The following is an 18,956-nucleotide window of genomic DNA, read 5'->3' on the forward strand; positions in this document are numbered from 1 at the left end:
GTCGCCAAACACCGACATTATTTATCCCCTGATTCAACAGTTTGCCGGCAAGCCCCCGCCGATGTCGCCGTGTGGCAACAAAAAACGGCGAAACTGCATGAGGGGGCGCCATGGGAGTGGTTGCAAGCCATTGTTGTTGTTTGATTACCTGGATTGGCATGGCACTTGAATGGGTGGTGTCAGTGGCACAGTTTGCCTGGTACTTTTGGCATGGTGGTTCAAGAGAACCACACAGGAGGAAGTGAATATGAATACCATTAACAGATGCGGATTACCTTTGGTCACGGCATTCATGGTCGGTCTGGCGTTGACGGCACAGGGGACCGGTGCCACCGAGAACTCGACGGCTCCGGCTGAGCGTGCCGAACAGCCTGAAAATCCTGCCACACAGTTTACGGAGATCGACAGTAACGGTGACGGACTCCTAAGTCAGGCCGAGTTTTCTGCCCTTGAGTTCAAGGAGGGATCGTTTAACGCCGCCGACACGGACGGCAACGGTTCACTCGACCAGTCGGAGTTTGTCAAGGCACGCTCTATCAGTGAGCGTCTGGCGGTGAAGGAGTATGCAACCGACAGCTGGATCACCACCAAGGTAAAAGCGGTACTGATCAAGGAAGACATGCTCGAAGGAATGACGATCGGAGTGGAGACCAGGGACGGCGTGGTGCAACTTTCAGGGTGGGTGAAGAACCGCGACCAGATGGAAAAGGCCCAGTCCCTGGCCAGTGAGGTGAAGGGTGTGCGCCGGGTTGAGAACGACCTGAAGATTGAGGGGTGATCGACTCCTCAAATACACGCTTTGCCGATTAACGACCGATTGAGGCGACGACGGGAATCCCGCGCAAGCGGGATTCCCGAATCATCCGGTTAGTCCGTTACCTGGCTCAACAGCCAGTCCCTGAACAGCGCCACCTTGGGGTCGTCGACGCGGCTCTCGGGATAGACCAGGAAGTAGCCGTTGCTGCCGGTGGCATTGATCTCCAGCGGCATTACCACCCGGCCGCTGGCCAGCTGCTGCTGGATCAGGTGGCGGCTAACGATGCCGTAACCCAGCCCGGCCTCCACGGCATCCAGCATCAGCGGCGAACTCTGAAAACCGATGCCTCTCTCCAGATCAACCGCTTCGATACCGGCGGCGGCGAACCACTCCTGCCAGTCGGTTACCTTGGGCCTGACGTGCAGCAGCGGCAGCCGCCTCAGATCATCGGCCGATTTCGGGCCCCGGCCCTCCTCCAGCAGTTTCGGGCTGCACACCAGCACCAGCTCCTCGCGAATCAGCAAGTGGCTCTTCAGGCCTTGCCACTGCCCCTTGCCGTAACGCACCGCCAGGTCCACATCAGAGTGGCTGAAATCCACCAGTCGCATGGAGGTGGTGATCTCCACCTCCACCCCCGCATGGCCGGCGTAGAAGTCGTAGAGGCGGGGGATCAGCCAACCACCGGCAATGGCCGGGGCGACGTTGATGCGGATTACCTGATCCTGGCGGCTCATGATTCTTCGGGTTGCCTCGCCGATCTGCTCCAGGCTCAGGCGGATGACCGGCAGGTAGGCCTCGGCCTCCGGCGTTAACTCCACCTGGCGCGTGCGGCGTCGGAACAGCCGTACCCCAAGGTACTCTTCCAGGCTCTTGATCTGGTGGCTGACCGCCGAGGCGGTGACATGCAGCTCGGCGGCCGCCTGGCTGAAGCTGAGGTGGCGGGCGGCGCATTCGAAGGTGCGGACGGCGTTCAGTGGCGGCATGGTCATGGCTTCATATAGATGAGAAAAATTCACCAATAATTGAAAATTGATCGTTTGTCTAGTGCTTTGTGTATGAATACAGTTCAACTCATGAAGGATCCATCGGGCCATTCCCAATCCTTCGTCCAGTGTTTTGAACTGTCCAGGAGGTCATCATGAACCAGCGTCAGCTACAGCCAGCAAGATCCTGCCGTGACGCGGCGGGAACCACTATCCGCCGTTCCCTGGACGGCAGTATCGATATGCGTTTCTACCGCCACCGCGCCCACTGCCTGCGATCCGAGGCCGCCTGGGATATCATCAGCCACATGAGCCGGGTGTTGCCGTTTTTCCGCCGTGATGACGCGATGCCGCGTCCCGCCCGGACAGACTGCACTATGCTTTAATTCTGCACAGGGATTCTGCAGGGGATTTCGCACAGGCACCAAACGGGGGGAGTATGGGCTGGAAAACCGATTATCGTTCGTTCTATTACCAGGGCGCGCCGGAACCCGAGGATCTGCTCCTCCCCCCCGGGGAGACGGCGCTGCTCACCATCGATATCCAGAATATCTACCTGCAGCTGGCGGACGACCCCACCGAGCGGGCGCGCTGGGCGCCGTTCCAGCAACGCATGCGGGAGATCGTCATCCCCACCGTACAGGGGTTGCAGGCCCGTTTCCGCGCCCGCGGCATGGATGTGTTGCATGCCCGTATCGCCTGCCTGCTGGAGGATGGCCGGGACCGCTCCCTGAGCCAGAAGAAACCGGGCTGGAACTACCTGCTGCTGCCCAGGGACGAGCCGAGTTCGCAGTTTGTCCCGGAACTGACCCCGCCGCCAGGCGAAGTGGTGGTGACCAAGACCACCGACAGCGCCCTGACCGGCACCAACCTGCGCCTGGTGCTGCACAATATGGGGATCAGGAACGTGGTAATGACCGGCATCTTCACCGATCAGTGCGTCTCCTCCACGGTGCGCAGCCTGGCCGATGAGAGCTTCAATGTGATCGTGGTCGAGGACGGCTGTGCCGCCGGCACCGAGGAACTGCATCGGCGTGAGTTGGAGATCATCAACATGATCTATTGCCACGTCCTCTCCAGTGCCGAACTGGTGGAGATCATGGGCCTCTGACCCTACCGCATCAGCCAATGATAAACCGCCACCAGTGCTCTTCCAATGAGGGCGGCGAGTCTCTCCTATACTTCTACAGACACTAAGGGCCCGCGCAAGAATATGTTCCTGTATTCGGTCGTCCCTGAACCCCGCTGGCGGCGTTACGCTTTTTGCCAAGGGAACAAGCCATTGCCTGCAAAGCGTGCCTTGCCAGCGTGGCCCGGGAACGCCCTCGGTACTACGGAATTATCCTTGCACGGGCCCTAAGGTGTGTCTATATAGGTGGATCAGCCTCGCCTCGTTCGACGAACTGTCAGGGAGAGAACTATGTCGCAACAGACAAATCAACAACTGGCGGAGGAGCTGACCAGCGCATTGGCGCTGCAGCATCAACCGCTGGCGATCAGTTTTACCCAGGCGCCGGTACCCGGCGTCGAACCGTTCGCGGAGGCCATACCGGAGCCCACCGAAGATGGCCGCAGCGGACGTGTCCCGGCCGGTTGCGTATTCTGGATGAAGGCCGCCGAGCGCACCTTCAGTACGGTGGCGGAAGACCATGGGAACTGCAGTGTCGGCAGTGTCACCCACGGATTCAAGACGCTCGAAGAGGTCGGTAACCTGTCCGATGTGGGTGCGCTGGTCGGGGCCGGCTGGGTGGCACCGGAGATGTTCCCGCAGATTCCGGTGGTGACCGAGCGTTTTCGTTATGTCACTTACGGGCCGTTAAAGGATTCACCGAGGCTGCCGGATGTGGTGTTCCTGCGCATCAATGCGAAGCAGGCCATGACCCTGTCGGATGCCATCCCGGGCCTGCGTTTCGAGGGCAAGCCGCAGTGTCATATCGTCGCCATTGCCAAGGAGCAGGAGATGGTGGCGGTAAGCGTCGGCTGTATGCTCAGCCGCGTCCGGACCGGTCTGCCGAACAGCGAAATGACCTGCGCCATACCGGGTAGCCGGCTGGCCGAGGTGACCCAGATGATCAAAACGACCGCGGTCATCGATGGCACCGTGGCGAACTATGCCAGTGAGGATTCCAGGCGTTTTCGCCTGTGACGTTGTTCGATTGATGCGGTGGCAGGCTCGGCGCATCTGATTCGCCGGAGGAACACCCTTGGCGCGAACGGTTTCTGGCGTTCGGCTCTGCTCGGGTTCAAGCTAATGACCTCTCGACTCCAATTCCCGATCCTTCACCAGCGACCGGTGCGGTTGCGGCTGCGTTTGTGCCGTTGCAATCGCTGGTTGAGGGCGGAGGTCATCTCATCCTCGTTCAGATAACCATCTCCATTATTGTCGATCTCCTCGAAGCGGAGCGGGGGGAGATAACTCCGGGGTTGTTCCGCCGTTTTGCGCCGGTGCTCCACCCCGGCGAGAAAGCGTTGGTACTCGTCGCGGCTCAGCACCCCGTCCCGATCCAGATCATGGATGGAGAACGGGCCGGGGCCGGGCTGAACCTCTGGTGGTGTGACGGCCGGGGGGGCAGCAGAAGCCCCGCCGAGGCTCAAGGTGCCGGCCAGAAACAGTACCGCCGCCAGTGGGGCAGGTCGTGACGCGCGTGATCCGTTCATAGTGGCTCCCTCATTTTTTCGACCCCAGATACTTTCCCAGGATATTCAGCTGGTCATCGGAAAAATCCAGGCGCTTGTGTGAGCGGATACTCCCGGAACGGAGCAGCTCGGGGATCTGATCCCCCGGGGTCTCGAACCCGGCCGGGTCGGCCGAATGGCAGTAGATGCAATTCTCTTCATAGAGCTGCCGGCCGGCATCTCTGGCTACTGCGGGCGGTTCGTTGCGGGGCGGGGCGGGGGGCAGTATCTCATCCAGGCTGACGTAGAACCCGCCAGCATCCCAGAACCCCGGTTCCGAACAGCCCAGGCAGGGGTGGCCTGCATCGATGGGCGAGCTGGTCCCCTCATTCCACTTGTAAACACTGCAGGCGTTGCGGGTGACCGGACCCCTGCAGCCCAGCCTGTACAGGCACCAGCCGTTACGCGCGCCCGCATCGTCGAATCGTTCGGCGAATTTCTGTTCCTGGTAGTAATGGAATCGGGGGCAGCGTTCATGCACCGTGTGGGCATAGAAACTCAACGGTCGACACCGCTCATCCAGTGCCGGGAACTGGTCGAAGATCAGGTAGTGTGCCAGTACGCTGCTGATGGCGATAGGGATGGGTGGGCAGCCGGGCAGGTTGATCAGCGGCCGGGTGTCGATCCGCCCGCTCTCCATCAGTTCGGCCACCCCGGTGGCGCCGGTCGGGTTGGGACTGGCCGCCGGCAGGCCGCCGAAGGCGGCGCAGCTGCCGATGGCGATTACCGCCGCCGCGCCGGCGAGGCACTCCTGCAGCAGTTGCAGATTGCTCTTGCCGGCGATGGTGGAGTAGACACCGCCATCCGCCACCGGGATGGAACCATCGACAATCAACAGATAGCTGCCGAAGCTGTTCTTCATCGCCTCCAGCCGGGTCGCTTCCGCCGCCTCGCCGGCCGCGGCCTGCAGGGTGTGGTGATAGTCCAGCGAGAGATAGTCGAACATCAGTGACTCGATGGTGGGGGCGTGGGCGCGGGTAAAGGACTCGGTACAGCCGGTACACTCCTGAAAGGAGAGCCAGATCACCGGCGGACGTCTGGCGCTTCCCAACCGCTCTGCCAGCTGCGTTGCGGCTGCGCCGGGCAGGGCAAGCAATGATGCCACGGCGGTGCAGAACTTTAGCAGCGATCGCCGGCTGATCCGGCGCTGATCCAGCGACGCGCCCAGGGAGATGGGTTTCGACATGGCAATGTTTTCCGAACGGTGTCACGGGTTACAACAACCGAATGATGGGGAGATCCGGCGTGCGGGTTGGTGTTTGTTCTGTCGGCAGAACAGATTCTACGTCACGCCCGGCAGAATGGAATATACCCGTCGGCGCCATTTTCACACCGGGTGACTTGGGTCAATCAGCGGCCGGAAGTGTCTGTGCCGGCTGGGTGGTTGTCGATAAAACCGCCAGGTAGTCTCTCCTGATCGTCCGGTTGATTCGTTATTCATTTACTGCCTATTTAATCTGGCCTACTCTAGGCTTAATGGATCGCGCACCGGTGTGCGGTAGATATCACTCAAGTCTGATCTTCAGGGGGAAGGGGATGTTGGCAACGCTTTTCTGGTTTCTGCTGTTTCCGGTGGTGGCGGTTACACTGGCCTATCGGCGGGAAAGTCTCAAACGCTCCACCCTGGTCATGGGCGGACTGCTGCTCGCCTATACCCTGTTCGGTGATGGTGGGGCTTTCTGGTTGCTGCTGCTCTGGCTGCTCTTCCTCGGCTTGCTATTGCTCAACGTCGAGGATTTTCGGCGCACAGCGATCTCGCGCCGGCTGCTGGCCTTCTATCGGCAGATCCTGCCGCCCATGTCCGCCTCCGAGCGCGAGGCGCTGGAGGCGGGCACGGTCTGGTGGGAGGGGGACCTCTTCTCCGGTGCGCCGGATTGGGAGAAGCTGTATCAGATGCCGGCACCCCACCTGAGCCGTGAAGAACAGGCGTTTCTCGACGGCCCCACCGAGACGCTCTGCCGGATGTTGGATGACTGGCAGATTACCCACGAACTGGCGGACATGCCGCCAGAGGTGTGGGCCTATATCAAGCAGGAGAAGTTCTTCGCCATGATCATACCGAAACGGTATGGCGGGTTGGAGTTCTCCGCCCTGGCCCAGTCCTGCGTACTGCGCAAACTGGCCAGCCGCAGCCTGGTGGTCGCCTCCACGGTGGGGGTGCCCAACTCCCTGGGACCGGGCGAGCTGCTGCTGCACTACGGTACCGAAGCGCAGAAGGAGTACTATCTGCCGCGCCTGGCGGCCGGTGACGAGATCCCCTGTTTCGCCCTCACCTCGCCCCGGGTCGGCTCGGATGCCACCGCCATTACCGATACGGGGGTGGTCTGCCGGGGCGAGTATGAGGGGCGGGAGATCATCGGTATCCGGCTCAACTGGGACAAGCGCTACATCACCCTGGCGCCGATCGCCACGGTGCTGGGGCTCGCCTTCAAGCTTTATGATCCGGACCACCTGATGGGGGGCCGCGACGCCTACGGCATCACCGCCGGTCTGGTGCCGACCCGCCTGCCCGGCGTCACCATCGGCCGCCGCCACTTCCCGCTGAATATCCCGTTTCAGAACGGTCCCACCCAGGGCCGGGACGTGTTCGTGCCGCTGGACGCCATTATCGGTGGACCGGAACGGGCCGGGGAGGGGTGGAAGATGCTGGTGCAGCAGCTCTCGGTGGGCCGCGGTATCACCCTGCCGTCCAATGCCGTCGGCAGCGGCAAGGCGGCGGTCTACGCCTCCGGTGCCTACGCCAGGATTCGCCGCCAGTTCGGCCTGCCGGTGGGCAAGTTTCACGGGGTCGGTGAGGTGCTGGCACGGATGGCCGGGCGCACCTATATCATGACCGCCGCGGCCGATGTCACCATCGGCGCTATCGATGCCGGGGAGAAGCCCGCGGTCCCCGCGGCCATTCTCAAATACCACAACACCGAAATGGGGCGTGCCATCGCCAACGATGCCATGGACGTACAGGGCGGCAAGGGGATCATGCTCGGTCCGAAGAACTACCTGGGGCGCAATTACCAGGGCATGCCCATCGCCATCACGGTGGAGGGGGCCAATATCCTCACCCGCGGCCTGATCATCTTCGGTCAGGGGGCGATCCGTTGCCATCCCTATGTGCGGAAAGAGATGGAAGCGGCCGGGGCCGACGGCGAGGCGGGGCTGCAGGCGTTTGACCGGGCGCTGTTCGGGCATCTCGGTTATGCCGTCGGCAATGCCGCACGCTCCCTGGTGATGGCCCTGACCCAGGCGCGCTATGTGGAGGCGCCGACGCAGGACGGAACACGCCGCTACTACCAGCACATCTCCCGGTACAGCGCCTCCTTCGCCCTGGCGGCGGATGTGGCGATGCTCACCCTGGGGGGAGCGCTGAAACGCAAGGAGCTGCTCTCGGCCCGGTTGGGGGATGTGCTGAGTGCCATCTATCTCGCCTCGATGGTGCTGAAGCATCACGTCAATCAGGGTAGCCCGGAGGAGGATTTACCTATTGTCGAGTGGGCCTGCCGCTCGCTGCTTTATGACGCCCAGGAGCAGCTGCACGGGCTATTGCGCAATCTGCCCAACCGTTGGGTGAGCACCCTGTTGCGCCTGTTCGTCTTTCCCCGGGGCCGTACCTACTCCGCGCCATCGGACGAACTGGGACTGCGGATTGCCGAGCTGATCATGAAACCCTGCGCCAGCAGGGAGCGGCTTTGCGAGGGCATCTATCAGACCGTCGAGCCCAACAATCCGTTGGGCCTGCTGCAGGAGGCGCTGGAACTGGCCGAGTCGGTCAAGCCGCTGGAGCGCAAGGTGTTTAATGCCCGCCGGGACGGACTTTTCGAGTCCGAGGACACCCCCTCGCAGATCAATGAGGCGGAGCGCAAGGGTATCCTGACCGCTGACGAGGCCGCGCAACTGAGAAGTTTCGATGCCAAGGTGATGGCGCTGATCGATGTGGATGATTTCGCCGCTGCCGAGCTGGCTGTCCGCAAAACCGCTGCAACGGCCGGGGCCGCGCGGGCCCCGGTGAAAAAACCGCTGGCGAAAAAGAAGGCCGGCAAGAAAAAAGCCAGCAAGAAGCGGGTGGTGAAAAAGGCGGTTGTCACTAAGCGTACCACCGAACCGGCGGAAAAACAGGGCGACTAAGGGCTCGCGCAAGAATAATTTCGCAGTACCGAGGGCGTAACTGGGCCCCGCTGGCAAGGCACGCTTTGCAGGCAATGGCCGTTCCCTTGCCAAAAAGCGTAACGCCGCCAGCGGGGTCCAGTTGCGACCGAATACCGAAACTTATTTTTGCGCGAGCCCTAAGGACCCGCGGGGCGGCATCGTCGGGGACAATGCTCCCGGTGTCCCGTTGAAAAAGCGCTAAACTGTACACTGATCAAACCTCTATTCATGCCGCCCCACGGTTACTGTCTGGTGGAAAAGGGAAACGGCAATCGATGACTAAACGGCAGCGATTATTGGCGATTATTCTGCTGGGACTGGTGTCGGCGGGGTGTTCTTCCCCCAGGGACTGGCGGACTGCCAGCCGGGAACCGGCGGGCATCGCCCCCGCCCCCGCGGTGACCCCTGAAGCGGTCCTGCAGGTCTACGGTGCCGATGCCTGGGGCTGGCGCGGCTGGTTTGCCATTCATACCTGGATCGCCGCCAAACGGACGGGTGCGGACACCTATACGGTGTACGACGTGGTCGGTTGGCGGGGCCGTAGCGGTCAACCGGTGATGCGGATCGCCCGGGACGTTCCGGACCGCTACTGGTATGGAGAGCGTCCCCGCGTCATCAAGGAGCACCGGGGGAAGGACGTCGACCGGCTGATCGATGCGGTGGAAAAGGCAGCGCGCGACTATCCCTGGAAAACCACCTACCGGGCCTTCCCGGGCCCCAACAGTAACACCTTCACCGCCTGGATCGCCAAGCGGGTGCCGGAGCTTGGCCTGAAACTCCCGTTGTCCGCGATCGGCAAAAGTTACGTCGACTAGGCGTCGCGTGCGAGCCCTGAGTGCTTCATGAGCAAAGCGAAGCGGTCCCCGCTGTTTAGCAACGATAGCACTTATAAATAGAAAAAAACGATAAATAAGTAATATAAAATCAATTAGATAAACTAAATTTCATCATCTATCCTTTCTACACGTACTGAGGTGAGTGCGTGAATAGCAGAACTATGACGAGGAGAAAGATATGGAACTGAAAGGTAGTAAGACTGAACAGAACCTGAAGGATGCATTTGCTGGTGAATCCCAAGCCAATCGTCGCTACCTCTACTTCGCCTCCAAGGCGGATGTCGAAGGTTACAACGATATTTCCGCACTGTTCCGCTCTACTGCTGAAGGTGAAACCGGACACGCCCATGGCCATCTGGAGTACCTGGAAAGCTGTGGTGATCCGGCAACTGGTATGCCGATAGGCGGCACCGCGGACAATCTGAAAAGTGCGGTCGCCGGTGAAACCCATGAATACACGGATATGTACCCCGGGATGGCGAAAACCGCGCGTGATGAAGGCTTTGACGAGGTGGCCGACTGGTTCGAGACCCTGGCCAAGGCGGAACGCTCCCATGCCAACCGTTACCAGCGAGCACTGGACGAGATGGACTGATCTCGCATTCGGAACAGGACCGGGATGGGTCCAGTCCCGGTCCTCCTGTACCACCCCAGTTTTGATCTCAGCCCGTAGGTTGGGGTGAGCGGAGCGAACCCCAACGGACGATGGTTGCGTTCAACACCACATGTTGGGGTTCGCAGGCTCACCCCAACCTACGGCTTGGTCATCAAGCTTGGTAGGGTGGGTACGCTTTTTGTGCCCACGCGGAAGGTACGGCACGGGGCAAAAAGGTGGGCACAGACTACGTGCCGACCCGACGCGACTGCCTGATAAATGTTTTTATGGACTGGATGCAGATTGGACTTGCATTGGAACAGAGTATCTACGGGCTAACACCGTTATCAGGATTTCAGGAGGCGGACAACATGGCAGTAAAAGAGGGTAATCTGGAGGCGCCGACACGCCACCCGATCGATTGGAAGAATCCCGATTTATATAATGAATCCTCGCTCATGGCCGAGTTGGAACGGGTTTATGAAATCTGCCATGGCTGCCGTCGTTGTGTCAGCCTCTGTAACGCCTTCCCCACGCTGTTTGACCTGGTCGACGAGTCCCCGACCTACGAAGTGGACGGGGTGAAAAAGGATGATTACTGGGGTGTGGTGGATCACTGTTACCTGTGTGATCTCTGCTTCATGACCAAGTGTCCCTACACGCCACCCCACGAGTGGAACGTGGACTTCCCGCACCTGATGCTGCGCGCCAAGGCGGTGAAGTACAAAAAGGGCGAGATGAAGCTGCGGGACAGGATTCTCACCAGCACCGACGCGGTCGGCTCGATCGCCGGCATCCCGGTGGTGGTGGATGTGGTCAACGCGGCCAACAAGGCGAAACCGACCCGCAAGCTGCTGGAGTCGGTGCTTGGGGTGCACGCGGATGCCCGGCTGCCGGAGTTCCACTCGCGGACCATGCGCAAGCGCCTGGGACGGAACGTGGGCGCTTCCGCCGACGCCGGGCCGGCCGGTCCCACGCAGGGCAAGGTCGCGCTGTTCGCCACCTGTTACGGCAATCGCAACGAACCGATTATCGGCGAGGATCTGGTGGCGGTTTTCGAGCACAACGGGATTCCGGTGACGCTGGCACGGAAGGAGCGGTGCTGCGGTATGCCGAAGCTGGAGCTGGGTCATCTGGAGGCGGTGGAGAAGGCGATGCAGGCCAATATTCCGGTACTGGCCGAGCTGGTGGATGAGGGCTGGGATATCGTCGCCCCGGTTCCCTCCTGTGCCCTGATGTTCAAACAGGAGCTGCCGCTGCTGTTTCCCGACAATCCCGCGGTGAAGAAGGTCAGCCAGGCGATCTTTGACCCGTTCGAATACCTTTTCCTGCGCCACAAGCACGGCAAGCTGAAGACCGATTTCAGCCAGCCGCTGGGCAAGGTGGCCTATCACGCGGCCTGCCATCAGCGGGTGCAGAACATCGGCGCGAAAACCCGTGATGTGCTGGCGCTAGTTCCCGATTCCACGGTCGAGGTGATCGAGCGCTGCTCCGGTCATGACGGCACTTATGCGGTGAAGAAGGAGTGCCACGAGATCTCGATGAAGATCGTACGACCGGTGGTCAACCGGGTAAAACAGGCGACTGCCGATCATTATGGCAGTGACTGCCCGATGGCCGGCCATCACATCGAACACGGCATGGGTGACGGCAGCCGGACCGAGCACCCCATGAGTCTGTTGAGAAAAGCCTACGGCATATAATTCCAAGGAGATAAACCATGGCAAATGAAGGCTACCACGAACCGATAGCGGAACTCTCGGTGGAGACCCGGGACATGCACCGCGCGATCATTTCGCTGATGGAGGAACTGGAGGCGATTGACTGGTACAACCAGCGAGTCGATGCCTGCAGTGATCCGCAACTGAAGGCGATCCTGGCGCACAACCGGGACGAGGAGAAGGAGCATGCCTCGATGGTGCTGGAGTGGATCCGCCGCAACGATCCGCGATTCGAACGTGAGCTGAAGGATTACCTGTTCAGCGACAAACCCATTACCCACGAGTAGTGGTGCAAAAGGATGGAATGAACATTAGCGAGGAGATGTCAGACATGGGCAAATTGTCACACGAAAATCTCTACAGCCTGGAAGAGTATGCCCGTATCCGCCCCGAGTTCCGGGCCCAGGTGATGGCGCATAAAAAGGACCGGCGGGTCGCCATTGGTGAGCACGCCGCGCTCTATTTTGAGGATGCCCTCACCATGCAGTACCAGGTGCAGGAGATGCTCAGGATCGAGCGGATCTTTGAAGCCAGGGGGATTCAGGATGAACTGGATGTCTACAATCCACTGATCCCGGATGGGCAGAACTGGAAGGCCACCTTCATGATGGAGTACGCCGATGTGGAACAGCGGCGGCGTGAACTGGCCCGGCTGATCGGCGTGGATCAGGCGCTCTGGGTTCAGGTGGAGGGTTTCGACAAGGTTCACCCGGTGGCCAATGAAGACCTGGAACGCACTACCGAGGATAAAACCTCATCGGTCCATTTCGTGCGCTTCGAGCTCACCCCGGAGATGGCGGCGGCGGCCAAGGGCGGCGCCGCCATCCGCGCAGGCATCAGCCACCCGGCCTATAGCGCGGAGACCGTGCTGGATGAAAATGTGCGCAACTCGCTGGTGGGTGATTTGCACTAGGGAGAGGCTTTAACCCATAAAAAAACCGCCACCCGAAAGTTCGGGTGGCGGTTTTTATTCGATCAGAAAGCGCTGATTAAGCGGCTTTCTTTGCAGCGGCAGGGGCCTTCTTGGCGGCCGGTGCCACGGCAGCGGTCGCCACCTCAATGCTCTTCTCGGCGATTTTCTGCGCCTCGGTTGAGAACTGGCTACCGATACTGGCCACAGCCTGTGAATCGGCAATCACTTTTTCGCCGATCAGCTTGAAGGTCTCGCCCTGCTTGGTGAAGAATGCTTCCAGTGCCTTCTGGTCGGTGATCTCGGAAGCGGAACGCAACTGCTCAAGGCAGATATCAGTATATTCGCGTACGCTGCCCAGCTGGATTTCGGCCAGCTTCTCGAAGTTGTAGATATACAGCTTGTTCAACTCCTGGACCGGAGAGAGAACAGTCTGAACCTGTGCGGTAAACTTTTCAAAGATTTCGTTTGTCATGACAATGGCCTTCCTTAGTAGAGGGGGATTACCTAGATGGTGCGATGCAGCATAACACTGGAATTGTTGCAGTGCAATAATTATTGGGTTAATTTTTTGTGAACTGGTTATTTGTTTAAAATTAACTACTCACGGGGTGATGGGCCTGACTTGCCGGCCTCAGGTGATCGCTTGTCTCCTCGAATCCGGCCCCATTTTCAGCGCCTGCCCAAATTCGCTCCGCTCAAACCAGGGCAGGGTGGATTTTGAAAATGGGGCCGAATACGAGGCGCCATCAAGATCGGCCAACAAGGTAGACCAATCACCTACAGACCGGGAGGGTAGGTATGTCTAAAAAATTCACGGATGACCACCCCGTTTTCGGGCATTTAGGCATCAGGACCGATTGCTCTTCCCATTGCGGAGACAGGGAAACTCTAATATCGTGCTCCGCAATCGACCATTCAGGAGTAACCCATGTCCGCTAATCCGCAGATCCCCCTCACTGATGTCAGAGGCATTGGCCCCAGCGCGGCGGTCAGGATGAGGCAGAGTGGCATCCAGACGGCCAACCAGCTGGCCGGGATGTCCATCGCTGAGTTCAAACAGCGCTGTCCCACGCTGGAGAAGCGGGGAGAGGCCTTCGTAAAAGGGGCGCGCAAACTGCTCAAGCGGATCGGCGGGTCCGATATTGCACGTGACCCGGCACCGACCGGTCAGCCGGGTGATCCGGCACGAAATGCCGCTGCCGGCCGGCCGTCCAACGCAACCGGGGCAGCGCTGCCGACAGAAGGGCGGAAAACGCCCAAGGCGGAAAAGAGCCCCCTGCAAGCGACAACCGCCGACGCCATGACGCCCGTGGATGAGAAGCCCCAATTGGAGAAGAAAGAGAAATTGAAAAAGGAAAGCAAGTCGGACGCGCAGGAGAAGAAGGAGAAAAAGGAGAAGAAGGCGAAAAAGGGCGATAAGAAGGAGAAAACCGAAAAGCAGCAATCGGACAAGAAAAAGAAGTCGCCCAAGAAAGACAAGCTGGATAAAAAAGACAAATCATCCGACAAAAAGAAAAAGAAAGAGAAGAAACGTGATAGAAAGGATTAGCGGCTTGGGTTCTGAGCGGAACCGGGGTGGCGGGGCGATCGGGAGTATCTGACCGAAATGTCAAAATACTCCTGGCTAATCTTATAGACATGGCCTATAGTGTCTCCAGCTACAGATTTTGTTATCAGCAGTTTTGGTCGTTCCATTCTTGTTACCCCCTCAATTCCTCGTTTCATTACCTGTAAGCAGCAAGCACATTGTTTAATTTATTTCAGGTAAAAGTTATATGGCTACAGGTACTGTAAAGTGGTTTAACGAGTCCAAAGGTTTTGGGTTTATTTCTCAGGATGATGGCGGCCCCGATGTATTCGTACATTTCAATGCCATCCAGGGTTCGGGTTTCAAGACCCTGGCCGAAGGCCAGCCGGTCACCTTTGATGTTGAGAAGGGTCCCAAGGGCCTGCAGGCGAGCAAGGTTAGCGCCTAAGCCTCACCTTATCGGCTAAACCGATATGCAGAACCCCGCTTCGGCGGGGTTCTTTATTACCGCAGTAACAGTTTGCATGATGCAAAGGGGGAACCTCATTGAAAAAGATATTTATCGGGAATCTGCCATCCGATACCAGCGAACAAGATATCCAGACCCTGTTTTCCGAATTCGGTACGGTGCGCGCATCCAAGCTGGTTATGGATGTCTTTTCCGGCCAGTGCAAGGGCTTCGGCTTTATTGAGATGGAAGGCCACGAGGCGCGTGCCGCCATCGCCGGACTGAATGGTAGAGAGTTCAACGGCAAGTCGCTGAAGGTCAACTTCGAGACCCCCAAACCAGGTGGCCGTCGCCGCCGCTAAATGGTGGGCTGTCCCGAGGGAATCCTGGGGAAGCGCAAGCTGGAATACCGATTGAACAAACCTGTTGATCCGAAGGTGATCCACCCTCGGGCCAAATGGGCGAGATAGCGGAAATGACGGGGCGCCGCCCGTTCAAGAGCGACGCCCTTTACCCGGAACGAATTAACCAACACCCATACACAAGTACTTGATCTCCAGGTACTCCTCGCTACCGTATTTGACCCCCGCGACCGATACCCGATGCCTTGACCCCACTGAACGGGGAACCTCGGCGTAAATGATCCCCTCGCTAATCCCCCTCCATGCCGTATCCAGGGTTTCGTCGGACCTGCCAGTTGCGACCGATTTCCCGCGCATAGGATACCGAACCGGGCGGGTCGGGGGAGATTCTGACTATACTCAATCTGTCGTTACGGGATTGGCGCCGTTCCGACAAGCGGGGCGGCCGGCCCCAAACCGCCGCCTCAAAACCCTCACGACGGTGTTGGGAGGTATTGATCATGTCAAGATACTATATAGATTGCCGCGACTACCCGAGCGACTCGAAATGCACGGTGGCGCTTTCCGCGGACACCAAGGAAGAACTGCTGGAGGCGGCGGTGCAACACGCCAGCCAGGTGCACGGCCACCAGGACAGTCCGGAACTGCGGGACCAGATGCTCAAGATGTTCAACGAAGGGGAGACGCCGGCAAGCTGACGGCGTAACCCCCGGGATGGGCCAGGGACGGCCCGCCTCCTGCCGGTCCGTTGCGGACAATTCTCAGACAAACCGGATAGCGAATCACGAAACGGGACAGCTGATTGAGTCCATCCCAACCAGAAGCGTTCAACCTGGGTGCCTGGCGGGTAGTGCCGGCAGACAATGAGCTGTGCCGTGACGGCAAACGGGTCCCGCTCGAACCGAAAGCGATGGGACTGCTGCTGTACCTGGCGGAGCTTGCCGGGAATACGGTGAGCCGTGAGCAGCTGTTTGAGGCCTTGTGGCCGGGCGTCGTCGTCAGTGACGACACCCTGACCCAGGCGGTGATCAAGCTGCGCAAGGCGTTGGGCGATAGTGCGAAAAATCCCCGCTATATCCAGACGGTAGCCAAGCGCGGTTATCGTCTTTGTGTCACGGTTGACCGCTCCCCGCCCGCGGCGCCAGCCGCGCCGTCGAATCGCCAGCGCTCCGGTTGGGCGTTGCTGGTGGTGACACTGGTCATTCTGATTGGTGTGCTGGGTTATCGCACGCTCTACATGCCGCAACCGATGAGCGGGCTGCCCGATGTCTCCGCGCTTAAGCCGGTGCCTGCCGAGGGGTTGCCGACGCTGACGGTGCAGCCTTTTCAATTACTCGGGGAGGATGCCCCACAAGCCTACCTGGCCCAGGGTCTGACATTCGACCTGATAACCGATCTGTCGCGTCTCTCCGGTCTCTGGGTAATCGGGTCCCGCTCCATTCTGGGACAGAAGGATGACGGGAAGGGGGCGCTGCCGGTGCGCTATCGGGTCACCGGTGAGGTGCAGCGTGCCGCGGACGAACTGCGCGTGCAGGTCCATCTGCAGGACATGCAGAGCGGTCGTCAGCTCTGGTCGGAACGCTATCATCAACCGATCGACAACCTGTTCCAGATCCAGGAACAGATCAGCCGGCAAATCGCCGCGACCCTGTCGCTCAAGGTAAGTGAAGCGGAGCAGCGGCACCTGGCACACCGCTATACCCACAGCGTACCGGCCTACGAGCTTTTTCTGCGGGCCCAGTCGCTACTGCTGGTCAGATTGCGGGAGGAGAATGAGAAGGCCCGCACCCTCTACCGCCAGGCCATTGCACTGGACCCTTCGTTCGCCCGCGCCTATGCCGGTCTGGCGCTCAGCCATGCGGCGGATTACCGCAATCAGTGGATATCCAGCGGGAGCGTTGCCCTGGAAAAGGCCCGCGGCATGGCCAGGACAGCACTGCAGATCGACCCCGACATTCCCGAAGTTTATTGGGTGCTGGCCTATGTGAGTGCCCAGCAACGGCAGCACGAGAAGGCGATCGGGTTGCTGAAAAAGGCGACCTCCCTGGATCAGTCATTCGCCGATGCCTATGCCCTGATGGGCGGGATCAATACCTATCTGGGTCGATCGGACAGGACCCCCGCGCTGATCCGCACCGCCATCCGCCTCAACCCGGATGCCGGTTATCTCTATTACCTGCTGCTCGGTCGCGCCTATTTCTATCTGGGGGATTGGGAGCAGGCACTGATCAATCTCAACGAGGCGCTGATGCGCAATCCCGCCAATCTGGAAGGGCATATTTATCTGGCCGCCGTGCTGGAGGCGTCCGGCGATCACGCCGGGGCACTCTGGGAGGCGGATGAGATACTCGCTCTGCAGGATGACTTCAATGCCGATAGTTGGTTGCAGACCTATCCGATGACCGACAAGGGGCAGGCCCGGCAATTGCGAACCGCACTGGCGTCATTGGGTCTGGTGGAAACGGCCGTGCGTGTGCAAAAGCCGTAATCGGTCTCTGCAACGACGACAAGCCACGGTTCGTTTTCTTCTTTACTCCTTGCGAAACCTATTGAAAAACAACTGAAAACTGTTTCTTCGTGATTTCTTAGGGAATCATTCGGGACTTTTCGGGCGTCTCCGTCTATACCCTGAATTAAGGCAGCGCAGGCTCGCCCGGGTTGTCCTGAATTAACCCAGAGGAGAGACGCCATGATGAATACAGCACAGCAAGCGCGGTTTGATCCCATCACTTGTAAACAGGCCCCCGTCCGGCAGTGGGACAGGACAGTGGCGGTGTGGCACCGCTGCGGACCGTGGTTATCCAACGGAGGAGAGCGGCCATGAGTAAATTGGCGATAGTACAGATACCACCGGTATTTCTGGACCGGGCCAAAACCCTGGAGCTGGCTGTCGGGCAAATCGCGCTGGCGGCCTCCCAGGGGGCGGAACTGGTGGTTTTTCCCGAGGCCTTTATCCCCGGTTATCCCGCCTGGGCCTGGCGTCTCCGACCGGGCGCCGACTGGGGAGCGTGCGAGGCATTGCACGGTCGTCTGCTGGATCAGTCGGTGGACCTGAAACGGGGCGATCTGGAACCCCTCTGCGCGGCGGCGCGCCAGCATCAGGTAACCGTGATGTGCGGGATCAATGAGCGGGACAGTGATTTCAGCCGCGCCACCCTCTTCAACAGCTACCTGGTGGTCGGCCCGGAGGGGACGGTGCTGAACCGTCATCGCAAGGTCATGCCCACCAATCCGGAACGGATGGTATGGGGCTTCGGCGACGCCGCCGGGCTGAATGTGGTGGATACCCCCTGTGGCCGGGTGGGTGCGCTGCTCTGTTGGGAGAACTATATGCCGCTGGCGCGTTATGCCCTCTATGCCCAGGGCGTGGAGCTCTATGTGGCCCCCACCTATGACAGCGGCGACGACTGGATCGGCAGCCTGCGCCACATCGCCCGCGAGGCAGGGTGCTGGGTGGTGGGTAGCGGGACGCTGTTGCGGGGAGAGGATCTGCGGGTGGACGTGGCCGATCTGGCTGCTCTCTATCCTGATCCCGATGAGTGGGTGAATCCGGGGGACTCGGTGGTCATCGCCCCGGGTGGCGGGGTGGTGGCCGGACCGCTGCGGCGCGAGTCGGGTATCCTCTACGCCGAGGTGGATGCGGCCAAGGTGGGGCTGGCCCGTCGTACCCTGGACGTGGCCGGTCACTATGCGCGGCCGGATCTCTTTCAGCTCAAGGTCAACCGGCAGCCGCAGCGCCCGGTGGATTTCTCCTGAGTCCGGGCCGTGATAAACCGGCGCCATTTCAACGGCTGGCTGGCCGCCATCCTCTGCGCTGGATGGAGCGGTGCGGTACAGCCGCAGACCACCGCCGGCACCCCGCTGCGCGTGGCCGCCCTGCAGATGGAACCCAGGTTGGCCGATCTGCAGGCCAATCTGGCCCAGGCGGAACAGTTATCTGTACAGGGGCAGTGATCGATGCTGGCGATAGTGCCGGTGTCAATTCAGTTCCTCTGGG

Annotated in this window: 21 protein-coding genes; 17 read left to right on the plus strand and 4 right to left on the minus strand. The window is 60.0% G+C overall.

All coding sequences use genetic code 11. The annotated features are described in order from the left end of the window. Positions 1-247 precede the first annotated feature (247 nt). A complete protein-coding gene (locus NPX02_RS08945; protein ID WP_260293182.1) occupies positions 248-778 on the plus strand; it encodes a BON domain-containing protein in 531 nt (176 codons plus the stop codon). Between the two features lie 89 nt (positions 779-867). On the opposite strand, the gene gcvA is transcribed toward NPX02_RS08945, so the two are convergent. Continuing rightward, positions 868-1,740, minus strand: coding sequence for a transcriptional regulator GcvA (gene gcvA, locus NPX02_RS08950; RefSeq protein ID WP_260293183.1), 873 nt, complete (start codon positions 1,738-1,740; stop codon positions 868-870). A 155-nt stretch (positions 1,741-1,895) separates the two neighbouring features. On the opposite strand from gcvA, the gene NPX02_RS08955 reads away from it, so the two are divergent. The 3 genes from NPX02_RS08955 (at position 1,896) to NPX02_RS08965 (ending at position 3,886) form a co-directional block, all read left to right on the plus strand. Further along, on the plus strand, positions 1,896-2,126 hold the full coding sequence (locus NPX02_RS08955; RefSeq protein ID WP_260293184.1) for a hypothetical protein: 231 nt from the start codon (positions 1,896-1,898) through the stop codon (positions 2,124-2,126). A 53-nt stretch (positions 2,127-2,179) separates the two neighbouring features. Then, on the plus strand, positions 2,180-2,851 hold the full coding sequence (locus NPX02_RS08960; RefSeq protein ID WP_260293185.1) for a cysteine hydrolase family protein: 672 nt from the start codon (positions 2,180-2,182) through the stop codon (positions 2,849-2,851). A 309-nt stretch (positions 2,852-3,160) separates the two neighbouring features. Next, positions 3,161-3,886, plus strand: a complete 726-nt coding sequence (locus NPX02_RS08965; protein ID WP_260293186.1) for a DUF169 domain-containing protein — start codon at positions 3,161-3,163, stop codon at positions 3,884-3,886. Positions 3,887-4,020: 134 nt separating this feature from the next. Here NPX02_RS08965 and NPX02_RS08970 read toward each other — a convergent pair whose 3' ends face one another. Further along, positions 4,021-4,398 (minus strand): EF-hand domain-containing protein, encoded by a 378-nt coding sequence (locus tag NPX02_RS08970; RefSeq protein WP_260293187.1) that lies wholly within the window; start codon positions 4,396-4,398, stop codon positions 4,021-4,023. Positions 4,399-4,408: 10 nt separating this feature from the next. Beyond that, entirely contained in the window at positions 4,409-5,602 is a 1,194-nt protein-coding gene (locus tag NPX02_RS08975; RefSeq protein WP_260293188.1) for a hydrogenase small subunit, read from the minus strand. 350 nt (positions 5,603-5,952) lie between these two features. On the opposite strand from NPX02_RS08975, the gene NPX02_RS08980 reads away from it, so the two are divergent. The 6 genes from NPX02_RS08980 to NPX02_RS09005 all read left to right on the plus strand — a co-directional run bounded on the left by NPX02_RS08980 (position 5,953) and on the right by NPX02_RS09005 (position 12,621). Further along, positions 5,953-8,535 carry an acyl-CoA dehydrogenase gene (locus tag NPX02_RS08980; RefSeq protein WP_260293189.1) on the plus strand — a complete coding sequence of 861 codons (2,583 nt, stop codon included), beginning with the start codon at positions 5,953-5,955 and terminating at the stop codon, positions 8,533-8,535. Positions 8,536-8,831: 296 nt separating this feature from the next. Beyond that, positions 8,832-9,371, plus strand: coding sequence for a DUF3750 domain-containing protein (locus tag NPX02_RS08985; protein ID WP_260293190.1), 540 nt, complete (start codon positions 8,832-8,834; stop codon positions 9,369-9,371). Positions 9,372-9,570: 199 nt separating this feature from the next. Further along, positions 9,571-9,987 carry a rubrerythrin family protein gene (locus NPX02_RS08990; protein ID WP_029132750.1) on the plus strand — a complete coding sequence of 139 codons (417 nt, stop codon included), beginning with the start codon at positions 9,571-9,573 and terminating at the stop codon, positions 9,985-9,987. A 371-nt stretch (positions 9,988-10,358) separates the two neighbouring features. Continuing rightward, positions 10,359-11,690: a heterodisulfide reductase-related iron-sulfur binding cluster gene (locus tag NPX02_RS08995; protein WP_260293191.1), complete on the plus strand. Its 1,332-nt coding sequence runs from the start codon at positions 10,359-10,361 to the stop codon at positions 11,688-11,690. Between the two features lie 17 nt (positions 11,691-11,707). Further along, the gene (locus NPX02_RS09000) at positions 11,708-11,995 is read left to right on the plus strand and encodes a ferritin-like domain-containing protein (protein ID WP_260293192.1); all 288 of its coding nucleotides are present in this window, start codon (positions 11,708-11,710) and stop codon (positions 11,993-11,995) included. 35 nt (positions 11,996-12,030) lie between these two features. Continuing rightward, on the plus strand, positions 12,031-12,621 hold the full coding sequence (locus tag NPX02_RS09005) for a DUF3501 family protein (protein WP_260293259.1): 591 nt from the start codon (positions 12,031-12,033) through the stop codon (positions 12,619-12,621). A 76-nt stretch (positions 12,622-12,697) separates the two neighbouring features. Here NPX02_RS09005 and NPX02_RS09010 read toward each other — a convergent pair whose 3' ends face one another. Further along, positions 12,698-13,093, minus strand: coding sequence for a phasin family protein (locus NPX02_RS09010; RefSeq protein WP_260293193.1), 396 nt, complete (start codon positions 13,091-13,093; stop codon positions 12,698-12,700). Between the two features lie 456 nt (positions 13,094-13,549). Between NPX02_RS09010 and NPX02_RS09015 the strand changes: the two genes are divergently transcribed. From NPX02_RS09015 to NPX02_RS09045, 7 genes are all read left to right on the plus strand, one after another. Then, complete coding sequence (locus NPX02_RS09015; protein ID WP_260293194.1) at positions 13,550-14,170, plus strand: hypothetical protein; 621 nt, start codon at positions 13,550-13,552, stop codon at positions 14,168-14,170. Between the two features lie 226 nt (positions 14,171-14,396). After that, on the plus strand, positions 14,397-14,597 hold the full coding sequence (locus tag NPX02_RS09020) for a cold-shock protein (protein WP_260293195.1): 201 nt from the start codon (positions 14,397-14,399) through the stop codon (positions 14,595-14,597). A gap of 98 nt (positions 14,598-14,695) precedes the next feature. Then, positions 14,696-14,959, plus strand: coding sequence for an RNA recognition motif domain-containing protein (locus tag NPX02_RS09025; RefSeq protein WP_260293196.1), 264 nt, complete (start codon positions 14,696-14,698; stop codon positions 14,957-14,959). A 500-nt stretch (positions 14,960-15,459) separates the two neighbouring features. Then, entirely contained in the window at positions 15,460-15,657 is a 198-nt protein-coding gene (locus tag NPX02_RS09030; RefSeq protein ID WP_260293198.1) for a DUF1059 domain-containing protein, read from the plus strand. Positions 15,658-15,761: 104 nt separating this feature from the next. Next, complete coding sequence (locus NPX02_RS09035; RefSeq protein WP_260293199.1) at positions 15,762-17,447, plus strand: tetratricopeptide repeat protein; 1,686 nt, start codon at positions 15,762-15,764, stop codon at positions 17,445-17,447. A gap of 332 nt (positions 17,448-17,779) precedes the next feature. Next, on the plus strand, positions 17,780-18,715 hold the full coding sequence (locus NPX02_RS09040; protein WP_260293200.1) for a carbon-nitrogen hydrolase family protein: 936 nt from the start codon (positions 17,780-17,782) through the stop codon (positions 18,713-18,715). Positions 18,716-18,724: 9 nt separating this feature from the next. Next, positions 18,725-18,913, plus strand: a complete 189-nt coding sequence (locus NPX02_RS09045; protein WP_260293201.1) for a hypothetical protein — start codon at positions 18,725-18,727, stop codon at positions 18,911-18,913. Positions 18,914-18,956 lie beyond the last annotated feature (43 nt).

The sequence above is a fragment of the Sedimenticola hydrogenitrophicus genome (genome assembly GCF_025175675.1).
Taxonomy (GTDB): Bacteria; Pseudomonadota; Gammaproteobacteria; order Chromatiales; family Chromatiaceae; genus Sedimenticola; species Sedimenticola hydrogenitrophicus.

Excerpts from the sequence above, each read along its gene's own strand:
- gcvA (WP_260293183.1), bottom strand. The coding sequence starts at position 1,740 with ATGCCGCCACTGAACGCCGTCCGCACCTTCGAATGCGCCGCCCGCCAC.
- NPX02_RS08955 (WP_260293184.1), top strand. The coding sequence starts at position 1,896 with ATGAACCAGCGTCAGCTACAGCCAGCAAGATCCTGCCGTGACGCGGCG.
- NPX02_RS09020 (WP_260293195.1), top strand. The coding sequence starts at position 14,397 with ATGGCTACAGGTACTGTAAAGTGGTTTAACGAGTCCAAAGGTTTTGGG.
- NPX02_RS09015 (WP_260293194.1), top strand. The coding sequence starts at position 13,550 with ATGTCCGCTAATCCGCAGATCCCCCTCACTGATGTCAGAGGCATTGGC.
- NPX02_RS09005 (WP_260293259.1), top strand. The coding sequence starts at position 12,031 with ATGTCAGACATGGGCAAATTGTCACACGAAAATCTCTACAGCCTGGAA.
- NPX02_RS08975 (WP_260293188.1), bottom strand. The coding sequence starts at position 5,602 with ATGTCGAAACCCATCTCCCTGGGCGCGTCGCTGGATCAGCGCCGGATC.
- NPX02_RS08995 (WP_260293191.1), top strand. The coding sequence starts at position 10,359 with ATGGCAGTAAAAGAGGGTAATCTGGAGGCGCCGACACGCCACCCGATC.
- NPX02_RS08965 (WP_260293186.1), top strand. The coding sequence starts at position 3,161 with ATGTCGCAACAGACAAATCAACAACTGGCGGAGGAGCTGACCAGCGCA.
- NPX02_RS09040 (WP_260293200.1), top strand. The coding sequence starts at position 17,780 with ATGAGTAAATTGGCGATAGTACAGATACCACCGGTATTTCTGGACCGG.
- NPX02_RS08980 (WP_260293189.1), top strand. The coding sequence starts at position 5,953 with ATGTTGGCAACGCTTTTCTGGTTTCTGCTGTTTCCGGTGGTGGCGGTT.
- NPX02_RS09000 (WP_260293192.1), top strand. The coding sequence starts at position 11,708 with ATGGCAAATGAAGGCTACCACGAACCGATAGCGGAACTCTCGGTGGAG.
- NPX02_RS08990 (WP_029132750.1), top strand. The coding sequence starts at position 9,571 with ATGGAACTGAAAGGTAGTAAGACTGAACAGAACCTGAAGGATGCATTT.
- NPX02_RS08970 (WP_260293187.1), bottom strand. The coding sequence starts at position 4,398 with ATGAACGGATCACGCGCGTCACGACCTGCCCCACTGGCGGCGGTACTG.
- NPX02_RS09030 (WP_260293198.1), top strand. The coding sequence starts at position 15,460 with ATGTCAAGATACTATATAGATTGCCGCGACTACCCGAGCGACTCGAAA.
- NPX02_RS08945 (WP_260293182.1), top strand. The coding sequence starts at position 248 with ATGAATACCATTAACAGATGCGGATTACCTTTGGTCACGGCATTCATG.
- NPX02_RS08960 (WP_260293185.1), top strand. The coding sequence starts at position 2,180 with ATGGGCTGGAAAACCGATTATCGTTCGTTCTATTACCAGGGCGCGCCG.
- NPX02_RS09010 (WP_260293193.1), bottom strand. The coding sequence starts at position 13,093 with ATGACAAACGAAATCTTTGAAAAGTTTACCGCACAGGTTCAGACTGTT.
- NPX02_RS08985 (WP_260293190.1), top strand. The coding sequence starts at position 8,832 with ATGACTAAACGGCAGCGATTATTGGCGATTATTCTGCTGGGACTGGTG.